Source organism: Hymenobacter qilianensis, assembly GCF_014638675.1.
Taxonomy (GTDB): Bacteria; Bacteroidota; Bacteroidia; order Cytophagales; family Hymenobacteraceae; genus Hymenobacter; species Hymenobacter qilianensis.
Genome location: NZ_BMFN01000001.1, coordinates 1,661,780 through 1,680,672, shown reverse-complemented (window position 1 = coordinate 1,680,672; position 18,893 = coordinate 1,661,780). Strand labels below are relative to the sequence as shown.

At 53.9% G+C, this 18,893-nt stretch carries 15 protein-coding genes; 5 read left to right on the top strand and 10 right to left on the bottom strand.

The features are described from left to right. Positions 1 to 56: 56 nt before the first annotated feature. From IEW06_RS07125 to IEW06_RS07110, 4 genes are all read right to left on the bottom strand, one after another. Entirely contained in the window at positions 57 to 3,149 is a 3,093-nt protein-coding gene (locus IEW06_RS07125; RefSeq protein WP_223284742.1) for a PAS domain-containing protein, read from the bottom strand. 164 nt (positions 3,150 to 3,313) lie between these two features. Further along, the gene (locus IEW06_RS07120; protein ID WP_187733291.1) at positions 3,314 to 3,760 is read right to left on the bottom strand and encodes a Fur family transcriptional regulator; all 447 of its coding nucleotides are present in this window, start codon (positions 3,758 to 3,760) and stop codon (positions 3,314 to 3,316) included. Between the two features lie 192 nt (positions 3,761 to 3,952). Next, positions 3,953 to 4,501 (bottom strand): fasciclin domain-containing protein, encoded by a 549-nt coding sequence (locus tag IEW06_RS07115; protein ID WP_187733292.1) that lies wholly within the window; start codon positions 4,499 to 4,501, stop codon positions 3,953 to 3,955. A gap of 232 nt (positions 4,502 to 4,733) precedes the next feature. Further along, a complete protein-coding gene (locus IEW06_RS07110; protein WP_187733293.1) occupies positions 4,734 to 5,486 on the bottom strand; it encodes a hypothetical protein in 753 nt (250 codons plus the stop codon). A 260-nt stretch (positions 5,487 to 5,746) separates the two neighbouring features. Between IEW06_RS07110 and IEW06_RS07105 the strand changes: the two genes are divergently transcribed. Beyond that, complete coding sequence (locus IEW06_RS07105) at positions 5,747 to 6,481, top strand: SDR family NAD(P)-dependent oxidoreductase (RefSeq protein WP_188547816.1); 735 nt, start codon at positions 5,747 to 5,749, stop codon at positions 6,479 to 6,481. 81 nt (positions 6,482 to 6,562) lie between these two features. Here IEW06_RS07105 and IEW06_RS07100 read toward each other — a convergent pair whose 3' ends face one another. Continuing rightward, positions 6,563 to 6,922, bottom strand: coding sequence for a hypothetical protein (locus IEW06_RS07100; protein ID WP_187733294.1), 360 nt, complete (start codon positions 6,920 to 6,922; stop codon positions 6,563 to 6,565). 317 nt (positions 6,923 to 7,239) lie between these two features. Between IEW06_RS07100 and IEW06_RS07095 the strand changes: the two genes are divergently transcribed. Beyond that, positions 7,240 to 7,857 (top strand): C40 family peptidase, encoded by a 618-nt coding sequence (locus IEW06_RS07095; protein ID WP_187733295.1) that lies wholly within the window; start codon positions 7,240 to 7,242, stop codon positions 7,855 to 7,857. A 172-nt stretch (positions 7,858 to 8,029) separates the two neighbouring features. Then, the gene (locus tag IEW06_RS20985) at positions 8,030 to 8,872 is read left to right on the top strand and encodes a DUF1232 domain-containing protein (RefSeq protein ID WP_373285342.1); all 843 of its coding nucleotides are present in this window, start codon (positions 8,030 to 8,032) and stop codon (positions 8,870 to 8,872) included. A 173-nt stretch (positions 8,873 to 9,045) separates the two neighbouring features. Here the strand turns inward: IEW06_RS20985 and IEW06_RS07085 are convergent, their stop codons facing one another. The 5 genes from IEW06_RS07085 to IEW06_RS07065 all read right to left on the bottom strand — a co-directional run bounded on the left by IEW06_RS07085 (position 9,046) and on the right by IEW06_RS07065 (position 16,309). Continuing rightward, complete coding sequence (locus tag IEW06_RS07085; protein WP_187733297.1) at positions 9,046 to 9,318, bottom strand: acyl carrier protein; 273 nt, start codon at positions 9,316 to 9,318, stop codon at positions 9,046 to 9,048. A gap of 108 nt (positions 9,319 to 9,426) precedes the next feature. Further along, positions 9,427 to 12,855, bottom strand: coding sequence for an efflux RND transporter permease subunit (locus IEW06_RS07080; RefSeq protein WP_188547814.1), 3,429 nt, complete (start codon positions 12,853 to 12,855; stop codon positions 9,427 to 9,429). 18 nt (positions 12,856 to 12,873) lie between these two features. Continuing rightward, positions 12,874 to 14,001, bottom strand: coding sequence for an efflux RND transporter periplasmic adaptor subunit (locus IEW06_RS07075; RefSeq protein WP_187733298.1), 1,128 nt, complete (start codon positions 13,999 to 14,001; stop codon positions 12,874 to 12,876). Between the two features lie 106 nt (positions 14,002 to 14,107). Continuing rightward, a complete protein-coding gene (locus IEW06_RS07070) occupies positions 14,108 to 15,661 on the bottom strand; it encodes a TolC family protein (RefSeq protein WP_188547812.1) in 1,554 nt (517 codons plus the stop codon). Between the two features lie 33 nt (positions 15,662 to 15,694). Continuing rightward, positions 15,695 to 16,309, bottom strand: coding sequence for a TetR/AcrR family transcriptional regulator (locus IEW06_RS07065; RefSeq protein ID WP_187733301.1), 615 nt, complete (start codon positions 16,307 to 16,309; stop codon positions 15,695 to 15,697). Positions 16,310 to 16,552: 243 nt separating this feature from the next. Between IEW06_RS07065 and ispF the strand changes: the two genes are divergently transcribed. Both ispF and IEW06_RS07055 read left to right on the top strand, forming a co-directional pair. Further along, complete coding sequence (ispF, locus tag IEW06_RS07060; RefSeq protein WP_187733302.1) at positions 16,553 to 17,032, top strand: 2-C-methyl-D-erythritol 2,4-cyclodiphosphate synthase; 480 nt, start codon at positions 16,553 to 16,555, stop codon at positions 17,030 to 17,032. A 79-nt stretch (positions 17,033 to 17,111) separates the two neighbouring features. After that, positions 17,112 to 18,815, top strand: coding sequence for a M28 family peptidase (locus IEW06_RS07055; protein ID WP_187733303.1), 1,704 nt, complete (start codon positions 17,112 to 17,114; stop codon positions 18,813 to 18,815). The last annotated feature ends 78 nt before the right edge of the window (positions 18,816 to 18,893 follow it).

Sequence of the window (18,893 nt, the reverse complement as noted above, 5' to 3'; positions counted from 1 at the left end):
TTTGGGGCCTTTTTTCTTACAACACTTTTTTAGTTGCGCTATAACGAGTCTGGAAATCAGAGCCGGAAGTAAACGCGGAAGGTAGAGCCTACGCCAAGCTGGCTTTCTACCTCAATTTTGCCCCCCGCGTTCTCAATTATTTTCTTGACCATGTACAGCCCAATGCCTGAGCCCTCTACGTGGGTGTGGTAGCGCTGAAACATGGTAAACAGTTGGCGCTCCCGCGTCAGGTCGAGGCCCAGACCATTGTCTTGCACCTCTAAAACATCATACTCGGCCTCCGTATGGCAGTTAATCCGCACGAGGGCCGGACGGTCGGGGTGGCGGTATTTAAAGGCATTACTCAACAGATTATACACTATCGAGCGTAGATTTTTCTTTGAGAAGGAAAGTGTGGGGCACGTCTCCACATCCACTTCCAGCTGCGCCTGCGCTTGCTCCATCAGAGGTATCAGATCGAGGCGTACACCTTCAATAACTTCAGATAAATTAACGGTTATAGTGGGCTGGTCGTGCTCCTTTTGCAGCTTCGAAACATCAGTCAGGTGGTCGATGGTGGTTTTGAAACGGTCCACTGCACCATGCATCATCGACAGAATAAAGTTCACGTCGCCCTCCTGACTGCTGGAGGGCAATTGTTGTTGCAGCGCATGTAGCAGCCCCTCGATATTGGTAATAGGAGCTTTCAGGTCGTGCGAGGCAGTATAAATGAAGTTGTCCAGATCCACGTTTGTGCGCCGGAGCTGGTCGTTGATGCTGCTCAGCTCCGAGTTGGTTGTAGCCAATTCTTGCGCCATTGCCTGCGCCTGCTGTCTGCCGTCTTCTATCACTTGTCGCGCCTCCACCGACTCTGTGATGTCGGTGACCATGGTGTAGAATCCGACCACCTTACCCGATTGAATATCAGGCACGTAGCTAGTCCGAATATGCTTGACAAAATTCTCCCGGTACGGCATTTTGGCCTCAAAATCCAGGCGTTCCCCAGCCAGTGCCCGCTCGATATATCCTTTTACACCTCTGTAGGCATTTTCTCCTATTATATCGCGAACGGCCCGGCCTAATAAAGCTTCGGGGGGTTGATTAAACCAGGCTTTATAAGCCTCATTGGTAAACTGGTATTTCTCTTCCCGATCTAAATAGCCAATAAGTACAGGAAGAGAATCGGTAACGAGGCGCAGCTTCTCAGTGCTGGCCTCACTGGCTTTGCGGGCTTCCACCTGCTCTGTTACCTCAAAGGCAAATACCAGCACGCCATCCACCTCGCCGCGCTCATTGTAGCGGGCTTGTTGGATAAAGTTGAAATAACGGTCCTCCAATATGCCATCATCAGTCCGTGCGAAAGGAATGAGCAAGGCTTGCTCCTCGTGTGTGCCTCCCAATTCGTATATGCGACGAAACGTTTCGGCCACCCGATTATTCTTTATTTCTGATAATGCTTCATAAATGGACCGGCCTAAAAGCCGACGGTTAGGAAATAGCTGCTGGTAACTAGGGTTAACCAATTCAAAAACCAGATCAGGGCCGCTGAGGATGCAAATAGCGGCGGGAGCCTGCATAAACAGCCGCTCCAAGCGCAGACGCTGCCGTTCCGTTTCGGCTTGGGCACGCTGCAATTCGTTTGTGCGCCTTTTTACCCGCCCTTCCAACTCCGTATTAAGCTGTTCGAGCTGGTGTTGCGTACGGGATAGCTCGGCGTTGTTAGTCAAGAATTCCTCATTTGCGGCCTGCAGTTCTTCGTTCGCAGCTGCTAGCTCCTCATTCAGATTCTGCACTAGCTGGCGGCTCCGTTCCACCTGTTGGCGGGCTTTTACTTGCGCTGTAACCTCGTAAGCAAACACAAGGATGCCATTGATCTGGCCAGCCAGATTGCGGGTAGCCTGATAAATAAAGTTGTAGTAATTCTCTCCCAGGTCATAGGTGCCCGTGTTGGCATGGTCGAGCTGTACCAGCATTTCATGCGCGTAGAATGTTTCCCCGGTACGATAAACCTTATCGAGCAAGCCAAAGATTGCTTGCCCGGCTAGTTCTGGCATAGCCTCGCGGATAACCCGCCCTAGCAATGGACGCTCGCCAACAAGTTTCTGGTAATGAGGATTAACGAGCCGAAACCGATGCTCAGGCCCCTCAAATATGCAGATCATGGCCGGTGCCTGCATAAAAATATTGTGTAGTTGCTGGCGCTCAAGATCGGTTTCGGCTTGGGCAACTTCCGATTGATGCTTAGCGGCCACTAACTCCAGATTTGTAGCTGCCAGCTGCTGATTTAGCTCCTGCAACTTCGCTTCATCCTGTTCCATTTGCCGGCGCGTCTGCACCAGCTCGCTCACCTCGTAGGCAAAAACCAGAATGCCATCAATGGTACCCGTGGCATCGCGGGTAGCTTGGTTGATAAAGTTGAAATAACGTGGATTAACCTGTTCGCTAGCAGATTGGGAGAAATAGAAAGGTATTTCACTACCGTAGAAAGTCTCGCCGGTACGATAAACTTCGTCGAGAAAGCCAAAGAATGGCTCGCTTTCCAGTTCTGGCAATGCCTCTCGTATGGTTTTACCCAGCAGTTGTCGCCCACCAAAAAGTTGGTGGTAGAGCGGATTGGCGATGGTAAAAATGTGAGTCGGACCTGAGAGTCGGGCAATACAGGCCGGGGCTTGGCTAAACAACGTGTCCAGTTGCTGGCGATGCATTTCGACGTGGGCCAGCCCTTCCCGCTCCCTTAGCTGACTCGCGCGTAGGGAAAGCTCTACGGTGCTCCGGTCCTGATCGGCGGTATCGGTGAAGCTTACTACCAACAGCTCACCACTGCGCTGGGCGGCCAGATGAAAGTAGTTATCAAGCCCGTCGGCTTGGTAGTTCAACTTATACTGGTCGGGTTTGCCACTTGCAAATACCTGTTGGTAGAAAGCAAGAACCCCAGTAGGTAGCGAAGCGGGGAAGCGTTCCCCAACGGTACCATAGGGCCGTTCGAGCGGCCCCACCATGCGCTGTCCGGCCGGATTGATATAGTCAATAGTAAAATCTATTATTTCATTGCTGCCCGCTTTATACACCGGGGAAAGCACATTGACAGCCGTAAGGGATATGTCCAGAAGCGTGTGAAGCAGGTCGCTTGGGTCAGATAAGGCGGGTAACGGCACAGGCAAATAGGGCATAGCAAATGCAGGGAGGGTTAAGCTGACCTTATAAATAGCGATACTATGTAAAACTGATCAGGTAATACGGCGGGATGCATCACCTCAGATGAGTTAAATAACAAACGCTGTAGGAAAGCTTTTACCAAGATAGCATTTGGGCTGCGGGGGGCTTTTTTCACTTATCAGCAAGCAGATGCAGCGCTCATTGGCTGACACTGCTGACAAACGCCCGTCATCAGATACTCCCGCGATGCTGCCTGAAAGCCCCCCGGCAGCGCTACAGCCGGAATAGCTACCTGGTTGAGGCAATAGGTATGCTGACAGGCAGAGCACTTAAAGTGCACATGATCATCGGTGTGCGCGTGGCGGGCACATTCGCGCGAGCAAAGTGCATAGCGCAGAATATCGGTGTTGTCGATAACGCGATGAATCAGCCCTTTTTCCTCAAAGGTTTTAAGGGTTCTATATAAGGTGATACGATCGGTGTTGGAATCCAGGCTTTGCTCCAGATCATGGCTGGACTGGGCGTATGTTTTTGCCAGGAACGCCCGCAACACAGCCTGACGCACGGGCGTTTGGCGCAGTCCGTGTTGGGCAAGCAGGGCAGTAGCAGAATCGGCAGCGGACATAAGGATTCGAAAACGTAAACGAATAAGCACTAATACCGGCAGATTCGTTCGGCTAGTGAATTGTAAAAATACAACCAACCGGCGTTCCAAAGCCTTTCTCCCAGATTGCACAACGGCTAATCGTGCGCCAGCATTACTAAAAAGGGGTCTGCTTCCATGAAGCAGACCCCTTTTACTTTCTATATAGAGCGCCTACTTAGCGGGCATCAAGACGGCATCGATGGAATGTACGGTACCGTTGGTGGCTTTGATATCGGGCGTGGTTACTGTAGCCGAACCGCCTTTGGCATCGCGAATCGTGACGGTGCCGCCCTCCAGGCTCACGGTCAGCGACTCGCCCTGCACCGTTTTGATGGTTTGGCCATCCTTCAGATCAGCCGCCATCACGTTGCCGGGCACCACATGATACGTCAGGATTTTGCTGAGTTGCTTTTTATTGGCTGGCTTAAGCAGATTATCTACCGTACCGGCTGGCAGCTTGGCGAAAGCTGCATTATCGGGGGCAAATACGGTAAATGGGCCCTTTGCTTTGGCCTGCTCGGCTAAGCCTGCCGCTTTTAGGGCCGTTAACAAAGTCGTATGCTCGGTTGAGAGAGCCGCACTGCCGGCCAGGTCCTTATTAGTGGAGGCAGCAGTGGAGGTGGCTGTAGCCGCCGGAGCTGGAGTCATCGTTTGGGCCGAGGCAACGCCAGCTAAACCAAGGAGAGCAATTGCGTGAAGGATGATCTGTTTCTTTTTCATAGATGAATGTGGGAAGTTAAATGCGGTGAGATTCTACAACCGCGCAACAGCTGAATGGTTGAGATTAATTTGTTTTAATCACCTACTAATCAACCTTTTCAGCCTTTCCTTTCAATGAAAAACGAGTGGTTTGTTGCTTCGAGACTTTTTGAAAAAGCCCCTAGGGGACAAAAAAAGCCAGACGTGAGAACGTCTGGCTTTTTTTGTCCCCTAGGGGCTTTTTACTTACAGCTTACAGGCTGCTATCGTAGTCGGAGGAACTGGATGAGCTGCTGCCCATGCCACCGCGGTAGCCTGACTGGCTGCCCGAAGAGGAGCCGTAGTCGCTGCCACTGCTGCTGCCTGAACGGTAGCTGCTGCCGCTGCTTGGGGCCGGACGGTAACCCGACTTCGATTTGTCGGAGTCGGAGGAGCCGTAGCTGCTGCCCGAGCCATAGCTGCCGCCTGCGCCGTAGCTGCTGGAGCCATAGCTACCAGTAGAGCCGTATTTACCCGACTCTGAACTTACGTTGCCGCGGTAACCAGATTTGTCTTTTTTGCCGCTCTTGCCTTTGTAAGACTTGTAGCCTTTGTCGCTGCTCTTAGAGCGCAACGCCAGCCAGCTTAAGCCACCAATAAGCAGCGCACCACCTACAATTTGCTGGGTAGTAGTCAGCTTGCCAAACTGGCTGGTAGCCTTGCTGCTGAGGTCTTTTACCGACTGGGGAAGCTGGTTGAGCGTGTCATTTAAGCCCAGCTGATCCACCCAGTTTTTTACAGCGCCACCGGCTCCGCCTTGCTCGCGGTTTTGGTCCTGATTGCTGCTGTCGTTCTGACGATTTTGCTCATTCGAGCTGCCGCTTGCAGTGCTGGCTGAGCCCGCAGCGCCCGATGCTTTGGTAGCTGAGCCTGGAGTCGAAGTAGATTTCTGGGAAGAAGCACCAGCGTTTGCGCCAGTAGAAGAAGGAGTAGATCCGGGGTTGGGTTGATTTGGCTTGTTTTCCATAGTAGTGGTGAGGGTAATAGAACGAATAATTACATGTAACCGGCAGGTTACACTAGGTCTATATCGTATTTCCTTGGAGCCGGGTTGCGAATAAGCCATACTTTTTCCGGCGGCCCGTTCCCAACTTTCTTTCGTAGTCGTCAGTAAGTTAGAGCGCATCTAAGCTGAACAATTAGGAGAGGTTGTCGCTTTTCCTTCGCGAAAGGCAGCTACCTCTTTTTTATTTTCTCCTGTCAAAAAAGCCCCCCAGCTCAGCGTATATGTCAAAACGGTTCGAGAATAAAGTTTGCATTGTGACGGGAGCCACATCCGGTATCGGACGCGCGGTGGCCGTGCAGCTTGGGCGTGAGGGCGGCTGCGTGGCGGTGCTGGGCCGCAATGCCGAGGAGGGCCGCGAGGTGGTACGCCAAATAAAAGCGGACGGGGGCGAGGCGCTTTTTGTGCGGACCGACGTGGGCAAAGATGCTCATCTGCAAGCTGCGGTTCGCAAAACCCTGGCGCGCTGGAACCGAGTAGATGTGCTGATCAACAATGCCGCCGCCATGACCTACGTGCCCTTGGTAGATTTGCCCCCCAAGGAGTGGGATACACTCATGAACGTGAATATGCGGGCCCTGTTTCGACTCTGCCAGCTCTGCTTGCCACATATGAAGCACGGCAGCATTGTGACGGTCAGCTCCGTGCATGCCCACCAAACCACGGCCAACGTGGTGCCTTACGCTACCAGCAAGGGCGCTATGGAAGCCTTTGTGCGCGGCCTCAGCCAGGAAATTGCGCATACCCAAACCCGTATCAATGCCGTGGCGCCCGGCGCCGTCGATACGCCTATGCTCTGGGAAAACCCCAACGTGAAAAGCGGCCGTGAGAAGATAACCGGCCAGGTAGGCAGCCCCGAAGAGCTGGCCGCCGCCATCTGCTTTCTGGCTGCCGCCGATTCCAGCTTTATCAACGGCACCACCTTAGTTGCGGACGGTGGCCGACTTGCCGCACTATAGCGTGCAGTAGTGCTGCATGGCGCTGAGGCTCTCCAAATCCAGAAAAAAGCCCCCACCCTCTCACTAGTATAAAGCGGCTGCCTATCCGCGGGCACCTTTGTGCATCTGCTCAGGGTCGGGCAGGGGGCGGTTGCCGGCGTAAAGGTGGGCATCGAGGCGACCAGCAAGGCGGGCTTCGGCCTCAAACTTATTGTTGAAGTACCCTACCCGTGCCGATTCGACCAGGTACTTCCACAGGAACTTGGCGGGGCCGTGCTCCCGAAACTGGCGGATGTGGCACATCTCGTGCGCTACCCAATAAGGATCCTGCAAAAACTGCTCGCGGGTAGCTCCACTGAGGTGAATACTGTTGCCCAAAACCATAGCCACACTCCGCGATTGCAGAACGATGCGGGCAATGCGAGCGAAGGGCGAATTCTCAATAATTCGGGGCGGCTTCATGGGGGATGATTTGGGCGGCGTAGTATACGCCAAACGTTGAGGTTATAGCCATGGTTAAGCTATAATTTTACTATTATAAATTTATACTATAATAAGTTTATTTGCCCAATTAAGGGGTAAAACTTGGATGCCCAAATTTTTATGGCTTAGCTTTAACCTATGGGGCTCGCTACAAACGGTCGGTTTTAGCCCCCATACCACCGCTTTTTTATCACTTTTTTTCTTGGATAAATAGTCCGGTTTTTTGCTCATACGACCCACCTTTTGGCCGCTTGCGGCTACGCCCGAAAATCGATTTTGCTCCCTTACGACGGACAATGAAACATAGCCTTCTCTATTGCCTCGCCGCTGCCTCACTCACGCTTTCCTTCTTCTACGACCGCACACCTGCTGAAAACAGTGCTGCTTCGGCCCCAGTCATAGCCGAAGCCTCCCTTTTCCCCTCCTGGACACCGGATATGCCGGCTCCTTATGCCGACGACCACACCACAGCTAATTCCCGCGACTCGCTGGCTTATAACTATTACGCCCAGACCCTCGGGCTGAAGCTTGATTTCGACGAGAATAAAGCCCTGCTCCGCACCGTCACCGATTGGCTCGGTACCCCTTACCGCTACGGCAGCAGTACCCGCCGCGGCACCGATTGCTCCGGCTTTGTAAGCCGTGTTTTTCAAGAAGTTTACGGCATTACCCTTCAGCGCAGCTCGCGCTCCATGTTTCAGAACGTGAAGCGCATCAGCAAGACGGAGATGGAGGAAGGTGACTTGGTATTCTTCCGTCGCGGGCCCGGCCAGCCTATCTATCACGTTGGTATTTATCTGAAAGATGGCAAATTTGCCCACTCCGCTACCAGTAAAGGCGTAACTATAAGTTCCTTACAACAAGGCTATTATAATCGAAACTTCTACGCCGCTGGTCGCGTTGAAACCAATTAACTGGCCGCCAACCGTTTTCCAGACATTAAGCCCTGCTCTTCGGAACGGGGCTTTTTTTGTGGATTACTGTTGAGGTGCTGAGCCAAAACCATTTTGAGCAGTTACAGTATAGAACAGGCAAGCGCCAACCCAATGCGGATTGGCAGCAGTTTACTCTCAACTTCGCTTTCCTATGAATACTCCGAACCCCAAAGGCGAGAATATCGCCTCTTCTCCCCTCTTCAAAACCTTCCTCGGCAAGGCCGAAGAATACCTGAAAAAGCCCCTGCGCATCAAACAGCTTCTGAATGATGCCTACCAGAAAGCCAGCGAGAAAAACGACTTAGGTACGCTTGCTCACGAGGCCTGGGAAAGCTTGCAGGTGCTGTTCCGGTTGGTGCGTACCTCCGTATCGGGCGAGTACACAGGCGTACCTACACCTACTATCGTGGCGGCGGTGGCAGTGCTCATCTACTTCCTGAGCCCTATCGACCTGATTCCGGACTTTATACCCGTGATTGGCTTGCTCGATGACGTGGCCCTGCTGGCTTGGTTTACTACCAAATTGAAAGAAGAAATGGACCACTTCGTAGCGTGGGAGCACTCGCGGCCGACGGTGGTCCACACCAGCGGCGCAATGGCCAGTACCAACGGTCCGGTAGATAGCCCTTCCGGCGCTGCCGTGTCCCTGACGTCTACGGATGGCACCACAGCCGAATCGGGCCCGAAGCCGCAAAATGCCCCCCAGACCTCACCCGACCATACTCTGGATCACGGTGTGGAAGCGCCAGAGTCGGCGAAGCGTATGGGCACCGTTGATTTAAACCATCCAGCGGCTGGTTCCAGCCACCACCAATCGAACACTGATTCAGGCATTTCTTCGCCCGATAGTAGCAACCCCAATCCCAGCCTGACGGGTCCGAACGACACCGAGCCAAAAACCAATGTGCGGCCTCACGCCGATGATACCTACAACACCGACGGCAGCCGCACGCGCAACGATAGCTCGAACGATACGGGCGGCAATGTGCGCTAGCACGTCATGCAGAGCAAAGCGAAGCATCTCGCGTGTTTAGTCTGATTACTAACCTCACATCAGCAAGCGAGATGCTTCGCTCCGCTCTGCATGACGGTCAATGTTAGAGCACATAAAAAAGCCCCCCAGCTCAGGCTGGGGGGCTTTTTTATGCCATTAGTAAAACTATCAACCTACGCTACCTGCCGAATTTCGGGCGTGTGGGAGGCTACGTAGCTTACAAAATCGCCTACGGTGCTTAGGGGCACTTCATCGGGAATAGTGATTTTGAAGCTGCGCTCGAGTTCAAGGATAATATCTACTACATCAACCGTGTCGAAGCCAAGCTCACGACTCAGGTTGCTGCCGATACGCAGGCGCGTGGGCTTAATAGCCTTACGCTTGCTGATGATGCGCAGCACTTGCTGCTCAATGGTAGAAGGGACAGAGGTAGATGAGGAAATCATAAAAAGGGGAGGTATACAGAAAGAAGACTGTAAGACCTGAGAAGTGAGATTTAGTTTACCAGGGCGGCTGCTCTAACGTCTCACTTCTCAGTTCTCGTGTCTCAAAGTTTAAGCTTCAGCTAAAACAGGTGGGCGAGTGGCGCGAATTTCTTCCGCGTCGGCGGGGGGCGTTACTGGGGCATCAGGGTCGTTTCCGGTAATCTTAGCCCGGAGTCGTTCGTTGATCAAATACATCACAGGGACTACCACCAGGGTGATAATGGTTGCAAAGCTAAGACCGAAAATTATGGTCCAGGCTAGTGGTCCCCAGAACACCACCGACTCGCCTCCGATGAAGAAGTGTGGCTCAAATGAGTTGAACATCTCATAGAAATCAATATTCAAGCCAATTGCAAGTGGGATAAGTCCTAGAATAGCCGCAGTAGCCGTCAGCACTACCGGATTCAGACGCGTGCGGCCTGCCAAAACGATGGCTTCGCGTAGCGGCATGCCCTGAGAACGAAGCATATCCGTGAATTCGACCAGTAGAATACCGTTTTTCACCACGATACCAGCCAAGGCAATAATTCCTACACCAGTCATTACAATACTCACATTCATACCCGTAATAGCCAGGCCCAGCATTACTCCGATGATGGAGAAGATTACCTCCGTCAGGATAATGATCGGCTTGCTCACCGAGTTGAACTGCGTTACCAGAATAATAAAGATCAGGGCCAAAGCACCCACCGCAGCTATGCCGAGGAAGTCGCTGGTCTCTTTTTGATCTTCCTGCGCACCACCCATCTTAATGGTATAGCCGGCGGGAGTTGGGAAAGCTTTCAGCGCCGTCTCAATCTCGCGCACCACGTCGGGGCCGGTGAAGCCGTTGAGTACGTTCGACGAAATAGTGATTACACGCTTCACGTCTTTGCGCTTAATTCCACCATAGGTAGTGCCGTACTTCACCTCAGCCACCGACGAAATCGGCACCTGACGGATCTGACCAGTAGCATCGCGGAACGTGAGCGGCGAGTTCAGGATGGCGTTCACATCTTCGCGGTAAGGCTTGGCGTAGCGCACCTGAATCGGGTAATCGTCGTCAGCGGTTTTGAATTTGCTGGCTTCGTAGCCGTAGATGGCCGTCCGCACTTCCATACCGATCTGGGCGGTGCTGATGCCTTCGCGGTTGGCCCGCACCCGGTCGATGTTCACAGCAATTTCAGGGTTGCGGTCTTCCAGGTTGGAGCGTAAATCTTCGATACCGCCAATGTTGGCTGAGTCGAGGTAGCTGATCACCTTCTTGGAAAGCTTAGCAAGCTCCGGATAGTCATCGCCGGACACTTCAATGGCAATCGGTTTGCCCGTGGGCGGACCGCTGGCTTCTTGGTCAACTGAAATCTCGGTGCCGGGAATGCCTTTTACCACTTCCCGGATCTTGTCCATGTAAGTAGAGGTGGCCGGACCCGTGCGCTCGCTTAGCTCCTTGAACGCCACGCCTACTTTAGCCAAGTGCGACTGCGATACGCCCGTAGCCGTAGCTTCGCCGGGGTCACCGGCACCTATAGCGACGTTTGAGATAACCGATTCCACGTCGGGGTTATTGCGACCGATGACACCGTAGATACGCTTCTCCAGCTCGCGGGCCACTGAGTCAGTAACTTCTACCCGCGTGCCTACTGGCATTTTCAGGTAGGTGTACACGAACTTAGGATCACCTTTAGGGAAGAAGTCAACTTTAGGCTGGCGGGCGGCAACAGCGAAGAACGAGCCTACAAACAGCACCACCATACTACCCATTACCAGCGCTGGATGGCGAAGTGCCCACGTTACAATGCTCGCGTAGCCATTCTGGAAGCGGGGCAGAATCTTGGTCTGGAAGCCCGCAATCATGTGTACGAACACGAACTTGTTCAGGAAGCAGAGCACGATAACAGTGATCACCAGGTTGCCCACGAAAGGCGAGCCCATCAGGTAACCAATCATCGCGATGAGCAGCAACACACCCATTCCTATCAGGAAGTTCTTATCCAACTTCGGCCGCTCGGCATTGTGATGGTCTTCGCGCTTCATGAACGACACGGCAAACACCGGGTTCATGATGAAGGCCACGATAAGAGAGGCCATCAGCGTCAGAATAAGCGTAACGGGCAGGTAAAACATAAAGCTACCCACGATGCCCGGCCAGAACAGCAGCGGCACGAAGGGCGCTACCGTGGTCAGCGTACCAGCCAGCACAGGCACGAATACCTCCCCAGCCGCGTATTTGGCCGCCTGCTTGGTGGTCATCTCGGGGTGCTCGTGCAGCAGGCGGTGCGTGTTTTCAATAACCACAATCGCGTCGTCCACCACAATGCCCAGCGCGAGCAGGAAGGCGAACAGCACAATCATGTTCAGCGAGAAGTCGAAGGTCGGCAGCAGCACGAAGGCCAGGAACATGGAAAGCGGCACCGACAAGCCTACGAATAAGGCGTTGGTGGTTCCCATGAAGAACATCAGAATCAGCGTTACCAAAAGGAAGCCGATAATGATGGTGTTGATCAGGTCGTGTAGGGTTACGCGGGTGTCGTTGGACGTGTCGCCGGTTACGGTGATGTCCAGTTCCTTGGGCAGCGTCTTCTTCGAGTCGTCGATGATCTGCTTGATCTTGTCGGACGCATCAATCAGGTTTTCGCCTTGGCGCTTTACCACGTTCAAGGTAATAGCAGGCTTGCCATCGAGGCGAGCGTAGCTTTCGCGCTCCTTGAAGGCATCTTCTACCGTTGCGATGTCGCCAAGGCGAACAGCGGCACCATTCAGGTTTTTGATCTGAATGTCGGCAATGTCGGCGGCACGCACATATTGGCCAGCCACACGCACCGCGCGTTTCTGGTTACCTACATCGATAGAACCACCTGATATAGTGATGTTCTCGCCGGCAATAGCCCGCTGAATGTCTGTAAAGCCCAGACGTGAAGCGCGGAGCTTGTTCAGGTCTACGTCTACGTTTACCTGCTGCTCCAAGGCACCAACGATGTCTACACGAGTGATTTCGGGCAGCGCCTCAATCTTGTCCTGGAAGTCATCGGCGAACTTCTTCAACTGAATCACTGACAGATTACCTGCCAGGTTGATGTTCATGATGGGTAGTTCGGAGAGGTTAACCTCCTGCACCGTGGGGGGCGTGGGCAGGTCACTGGGCAGTTCCGAAGACGCCTTATCGACGGCGTCCTTGATGAGCTGCTTGGCGTACTGCACGTCCACGTCGGAGCTGAACTCCACGTCTACGATGGCGTAGTCCTGGTTGGAAGTAGAGTTGATTTTCTTCACTCCATTCACCGACTTGATTTCCTTCTCGAGCTGGCGCGTTACCAGGTTCTCGATGTCGGTGGGGGAAGTGCCGGGATATACCGTAGCTACAATAATGCGCGGAATCACGATATCCGGAAACTTCTCCTTGCCTAGCTTGATATAGGCAAACACCCCAGCCACGCACAGCAGCAGCGTGATAATATAAATGCTGGTCTTATTATCAATAGACCAACTGGTGGGCTTGAATTCTTTTTCGATGTCCTGCATGGCTTAACTCCTAACTTCTTACAGGCTTACAACCTGTCCTTCGTTGATATTCTGATAGCCCGCTGAAATAACTTTATCATTGGCGCTCAGGCCGCTGGTTACTTCTACTTCGCCATTATAAGTGGCACCGGTCTTGATGACGCGCTTGCGAGCCACTGGCTGGCTGCCCTTTTGCTCCACCACATATACATAACTATTTTGCTCGTCACGTTGCACCAAATCCACTGGAATTACCGTGGCGTTGGGGCGGTTGTAGTTCAGGATGCGCACAGTAGCTACCATGTTAGGGCGCAGCTGTAGCTTCGACTTGCTATCGAGGCGCAGCTCCGTGGTGAAAGTGCGGCTCGTAGGGTTGATGGAACTGCTCACTACACGCACGGTAGCTGGGAACTCTTGGTTGCCCAAATCGGGAATGGCAACTACGGCCTTGTCACCGGCCTTGATGCTGCCCGAATAGCTTTCCGACACGTCGGCCAGAATTTTGCCCCCCGTACCACTCACAAGGCGCACCACCGGCGTACCTGGTGCTACTACTTCGCCCAGCTTTGGCAGAACTTCATCGGCAGTGCCTGCGAAAGGAGCCGTTACGTTATACAGCTCGCGCTGACGGCCGAGGGTGCTCAGGTTGCGCTGCAGCGCTTCGTAGTTGTTCTTAGCCTGCAAAAACTGAATCTCGGTTCCAATTTTCTGGTCCCAGAGGCGCTTTTGCTTTTCGTACACCACACGGGCCAAGTCCAGGCGGGTGCGCAACTCGGCAATGTTGGATTCGAGTACGCCAGCGTCGATGGTGGCGAGCACCTGACCTTTGCGGACTTGGTCGCCGCGCTGTACGCGCAGGCTAGTGAGCGAGCCGCCTGAGCGGGCCGATACGGTGGCATTCTGGTCGAAATCGACGCGGCCCTGCACCTCTAAGTAGCTCTTAAAGTCGGCGGGTTTTACGTTTAGCACGGATACCGGCACAATCTGCGCAGCGGCGGCAGTAGCGGCACTATCGGCCGGACCAGCTTTGGCTTCCAGAGCGGCAATCTTAGCCTGGTTTTCGGCCTGTTCTTTTTTCAGCGCGGCCAACTCAGCCTGCGGGTCTTTCTGCCCACAGGCAGCTAGCAGCGTTAGGGCAAGAATGGCGGGAGTGATGCTGTATTTCATGAGGGGAAGCGGTTCACTAACTAACTGAAAGGATGAAAAAAGGTGCGGCTGGGGGGCTTTTTTGTGCCCTGACAGGAGCAAAAAAGCCCCCCAGCCGCAGCTATGATTATTTGTTGCTCTGATACAGGGTACCGGCAGCCTTATCGAAATCGACTTTAGCTACCAGCGCATCGTAAAGCGAAGTGTAGTAGTTGGTTTGGGCCTGGCGCAAGTCGGTTTCAGCCGTGATTACTTCCAGGTTGGAGCCTACGCCCTCCTGAAACTTGATTTTGGCAACCCGCGCTACTTCCGTGGCTAACTCGAGGTTAGCCTTTTGGTTAGCCAGCACATCGAGCGTGTTTTGCAAGCTGGTTTCGCTCTGGCGGCGCTCTAGGTCAATGCCTTGCTGCAGGGTGGTGAAGCCCTTTTGCACCTGCTCCAGCGCCAGTTTGCCTTGCTGAATAGAGGCGCGCTTGCGGAAGCCATCGAACACCGGTATTTGCAAAGCCAGGCCGTAGTTGCCAAAGCCAAACCAGTTCTGATTCAGGACTTGCCGCCCACTGGGCGTGGTAGCTCTGGAGTTAGGTCCGCGGAAATCAAGCAGCCCGCCCAGGCGCGGATCAGAACCGATGAAGCCGTAGTTAGCAGTAAGGTTGAGCGTAGGCAGATACCCTGCCCGGCGGTTGCGCACGTCGAGCGCGGCCAAGTCGCGCTGAGATTCCAGCACCTGATATTCAATGCGGCGGCTATAATCAAACTCATTGCCGGCGCTTTGCAGGCGGTTGCGCTCCGCTTCTACCACGGCCGCGTCGAGGCGGTCGGTGAGGTTGACGGCCTGGCGCTGGTCCAGACCCATCTGAAACTTAAGCAGGGCCACACTCAGATCAATCAGGCGAGTAGCGTTTTGCTGCTCAATGCGCAGGTTATTAAGCTGTACCTGCAAGCGCTGCACGTCCAGCTTTTCAACAAAGCCTTCCTTAAATGTCTGCTCCGTTTGGTAAAGCAGCGTGTCGAGGCGCTGTACGTTGCGAGCCAGCAACTGTAGCCGCTCACTAGCCACCAAGGTGCTGTAGTAGGCTTTCGATACCTGCTCCACTACCTCAACTTCTGTTTGCTGGCTTTGGCGCACGGCAAGCTTCTCGTATACTTTGGCCGCTTTCAGCCCCAGAAAAACGGAAGCGTTGAACAGGGGCTGCGAAGCATTAACCGCAGCATTGCCCTGGTAGCGCAAGCCAAACGCAAGCGGCTGAGGCCCAGCCGATTCTACCTGCGTGTACGCGGGCTCCAACACCACACTCTGACCGCTTTGCACGTTGCGCAGCTGATCGGGGGTGAGCGTAGTGCCATTGAGCGTGCCCGCTCCGCCCGCAAAGGCGCCAAAATCGACGAGCTGGCGCTGGAGCTTGAAATTGTCCGTCACGCCGCCCCCAATGTTGATCTGGGGCAAGCCGCTAGCCTTTACTTCATTCACCCGAGCCGAAGCAATCTGCTCGTTGAGGCGCTGAGATTGGAGAGTCGACTTGTTCTGCAAGGCGTAGTCGATGGCCTGCTGTAAGCTCAGCGCCATGGGCGCACTAGAAGCCGGCGATTGGCCCGTGGAGGGCGTTTGGGCTAGTAATTGGTGCAGCCCTAGAAAGCTCAGCACCACGGCGAGCATTAGAAGGCGAAACGTGTTTTTCATAAAAAGCGGGAAGCAGTATGCGAATCGTTGTTCTTATTCCTGTTCCGTCACCTGACGGTATTCGTTAATCAGCTTGTGGCCCCGGAGCGTAGCCGAACCAATCATAAAGTGCTCGAGGCAAATGCTTTGCACTCGACCTAGATCAAACTGGCGGGGTGGATAGAGTTCAGCGTTGAAGGCTAGTTCTATTTGGGCTAACCGAAGGCGGGAAAGCACTTCTATATCGAGGTCGGCGCGGTAAAGGCCCTCGCTGATACCACGACGTAGGTTGTCGGTAATCATCTCGAGGATAAACTGGTTTTTGTGGTCGACCCACACTTGCCAGGCTTGGGGATGATATTTCTGGAGGTCGTAGAAGATGCTGGGGTGAATGTTGGTCATGAGCTGTTTGCTCCACTCCATCATCTCGAATAGTTCTTCTAGGGCATTGTCGGCTTTGGCAGCCATCCCAGCGCAATCAGCTTCTTCATGCGCTAGAAAGTGAACCATGACGGCATGCACGATCTGATCTTTATTCTCAAACCATTTATAAAGCGTCTTTTTCGACATAGCCAAGTGCGTAGCAATGTCGTCCATCGATACACTCTTGATACCGTTGCGCATGAATAGCGCTTTAGCTGATTGTAAGATGCGGTCTTTGATTTCCATAATTCCGGCACAAAGATACACAGGAAACTTTAACTGAATCCAAAGTTTCCATTAATTTTTTGTGATCTTTTCTCCGGCTATTTTTTAGCTATGCAGACGCTGGGGGGCAAATCTTACTTTACACTTCGCCAACTTTATTTTTCGGGCCGGCAAATTTGCCCCCACGCCTTCCTTTAGGGCGTCGTTTCTACTTTAGCGTACCTTAGGCTTCCCAATTATTTCTCCGCCCTATTTCCTGCTTCCATGAAAATTCGTACCGGCTTCGGCTACGACGTACACCAACTCCGCGAGGGCCTGCCCTTCTGGCTCGGCGGCATTCAGGTGCCGCACACCCACGGCGCCCTGGGCCACTCCGACGCCGACGTACTAATCCACGTTATCTGTGATGCGCTGCTGGGCGCGGCCAATCTGCGTGATATCGGCTTTCACTTCCCCGACACCGACCCGCAGTACAAAGGCATCGACAGCAAGCGTTTGCTGGCCGAAGTGGTGCGCCTGCTCCGTGAGCGCGGCTACAGCATCAGCAACATCGACTCTACCATTTGCCTGGAGCAGCCCAAAGTCAATCCGCACATCCCGGAGATGCAGCGCGTGCTGGCCGAGGTGATGGGCGTTGAGACCGATGACATTTCCATTAAAGCCACCACTACCGAAAAGCTCGGTTTTGTGGGCCGGAATGAGGGCGTTGCGGCTTACGCTTCCGTCCTTATCAGCAAGTCTTAAGAAGCGGTTTTTAGCTGAAAGCAATTTTTTCGCACTTCCTGCGTCATTCCCTTCCCGATTCATTCACTTTTTCCACCCCATGCAGAAAAACACGTTCTACGCCCTGTTGTTGGCGGCCTGCTGCGCTACCTCCGCGGTAGCCCAGGATGCGCCCACCAAGCGTAAAGTCAAAGTAAAGCGCAAGCAGAAGACCGAGGCCCCAACAAAGGAAGGCGCTAACCCCAGCAGTGCCAGCGCCACCACTGCCGCCACCACCGATTGGGCTGCTACCTACGGTCCCACCATCACGCAGGCCGATTTGCGCCAGCACCTCACCATTCTGGCCTCCGACGCTTACGAAGGCCGCGAAACCGGGGAGAAAGGTCAGAAAATGGCCGCTGAGTACATCAGCAAGCAGTTCAAAGATTTAGGTCTGACTGGCCCCGTACAAGGCTCCGACAACCCGTACTTGCAGCACTTTACCATGGTGCGCTCTACCTGGGCCGATGGTGCCACGCTGAAAGTAGGCGGTCAGACGTACAAGTGGCTGACGGATTTCTACGCGGCGGGCACTTCGCCCTTCCAGCAGGAAACCACTATTCAGCCCGTATTTGCCGGCTACGGCATCGAGCAGGAAGGCTACTCCGACTACGCCAGCCTGGGCGACGTGAAAGGCAAAGACCTGATCATTCTGTTGGGTGAGCCGATGAATGCGCAGAAGCAGCCAGTGCTCGGCAAAGATGGCGCGCCCAGCAAGTGGGGCACCGACTACCGCGCCAAATCAGCTCTGGCTACGCAGAAAGGTGCTCGCAGCGTGTTCTTCGTTGACACCGACCCGAACGGCAACTTCACCAAACTGGCTGCTCGCATGGCACCCTACATCAGTCGGCCGAGCATTTCGTTTAAGGAAGCGCCGACCTCGGCTAACCCGCGCGCAGCTACTTTCTTCGTTTCACCGGCCGTGGGGGGCAAAATGCTGGGCACTACTGCCGCAGCGCTCACCCAATATCAGACCTCAGTAGGCAAAGCCGGCAAGCCGGTAGCGGCCACGTTTAAGCCCGCCAAGGTGAGCATCAACGCCGCCAAGAAGTTGGAAGACTTCACGACGGAAAACGTGCTGGGCTACCTGGAAGGCACCGATAAGAAGGACGAGCTGCTGGTGGTATCGGCGCACTACGACCACATCGGTATCATTGACGGCGAGGTAAACAACGGCGCCGACGACGACGGATCAGGCACGGTATCAGTTATCGAAATGGCGCAGGCCTTTACCCAAGCCAAGAAAGACGGCCACGGCCCGCGCCGCAGCATCCTGTTTCTGACCGTGACGGGCGAGGAAAAAGGCTTGCTCGGCTCGGAGTATTATACCGATCATCCGGTATTTCCGCTTGAGAAAACCATTGCTGACCTGAACATTGACATGGTTGGCCGTACCGATAAGGAGCACGAAGGCAAAGGCGACTATGTGTACGTCATTGGCTCCGACAAGCTTTCCTCGGAGCTGCATGCCATCAACGAGGCGGCCAATAAGAAATATACGAACATCGACCTGGACTACCGCTTCAACGACCCGGAAGATCCAAACCGCTTCTACTACCGCTCCGACCACTATAATTTCGCCAAGCACAAGATTCCGGTGGCGTTCTACTTCAACGGCGTGCACGACGACTACCACGCCGCCGGCGACGAGGTAGAGAAAATCGAGTTTCCGAAGATGGAAAAGCGCGCTCAGCTGGTGTTCTACACCGCTTGGGAGCTAGCCAACCGCGACAATCGAATCGTTGTCGATTCAAGCAAGCCTTAATTTTTTAGTTGGTGAAAAGCCCCCCGGAGTTTCTCTGGGGGGCTTTTTTTGTGATGTTTCAGACTACATGCTGCGCTC

Bases quoted from the DNA above. Each gene is read 5' to 3' on its own strand.
- IEW06_RS07125 (WP_223284742.1), bottom strand. From the start codon at position 3,149: ATGCCCTATTTGCCTGTGCCGTTACCCGCCTTATCTGACCCAAGCGAC.
- IEW06_RS07120 (WP_187733291.1), bottom strand. From the start codon at position 3,760: ATGTCCGCTGCCGATTCTGCTACTGCCCTGCTTGCCCAACACGGACTG.
- IEW06_RS07115 (WP_187733292.1), bottom strand. From the start codon at position 4,501: ATGAAAAAGAAACAGATCATCCTTCACGCAATTGCTCTCCTTGGTTTA.
- IEW06_RS07110 (WP_187733293.1), bottom strand. From the start codon at position 5,486: ATGGAAAACAAGCCAAATCAACCCAACCCCGGATCTACTCCTTCTTCT.
- IEW06_RS07105 (WP_188547816.1), top strand. From the start codon at position 5,747: ATGTCAAAACGGTTCGAGAATAAAGTTTGCATTGTGACGGGAGCCACA.
- IEW06_RS07100 (WP_187733294.1), bottom strand. From the start codon at position 6,922: ATGAAGCCGCCCCGAATTATTGAGAATTCGCCCTTCGCTCGCATTGCC.
- IEW06_RS07095 (WP_187733295.1), top strand. From the start codon at position 7,240: ATGAAACATAGCCTTCTCTATTGCCTCGCCGCTGCCTCACTCACGCTT.
- IEW06_RS20985 (WP_373285342.1), top strand. From the start codon at position 8,030: ATGAATACTCCGAACCCCAAAGGCGAGAATATCGCCTCTTCTCCCCTC.
- IEW06_RS07085 (WP_187733297.1), bottom strand. From the start codon at position 9,318: ATGATTTCCTCATCTACCTCTGTCCCTTCTACCATTGAGCAGCAAGTG.
- IEW06_RS07080 (WP_188547814.1), bottom strand. From the start codon at position 12,855: ATGCAGGACATCGAAAAAGAATTCAAGCCCACCAGTTGGTCTATTGAT.
- IEW06_RS07075 (WP_187733298.1), bottom strand. From the start codon at position 14,001: ATGAAATACAGCATCACTCCCGCCATTCTTGCCCTAACGCTGCTAGCT.
- IEW06_RS07070 (WP_188547812.1), bottom strand. From the start codon at position 15,661: ATGAAAAACACGTTTCGCCTTCTAATGCTCGCCGTGGTGCTGAGCTTT.
- IEW06_RS07065 (WP_187733301.1), bottom strand. From the start codon at position 16,309: ATGGAAATCAAAGACCGCATCTTACAATCAGCTAAAGCGCTATTCATG.
- ispF (WP_187733302.1), top strand. From the start codon at position 16,553: ATGAAAATTCGTACCGGCTTCGGCTACGACGTACACCAACTCCGCGAG.
- IEW06_RS07055 (WP_187733303.1), top strand. From the start codon at position 17,112: ATGCAGAAAAACACGTTCTACGCCCTGTTGTTGGCGGCCTGCTGCGCT.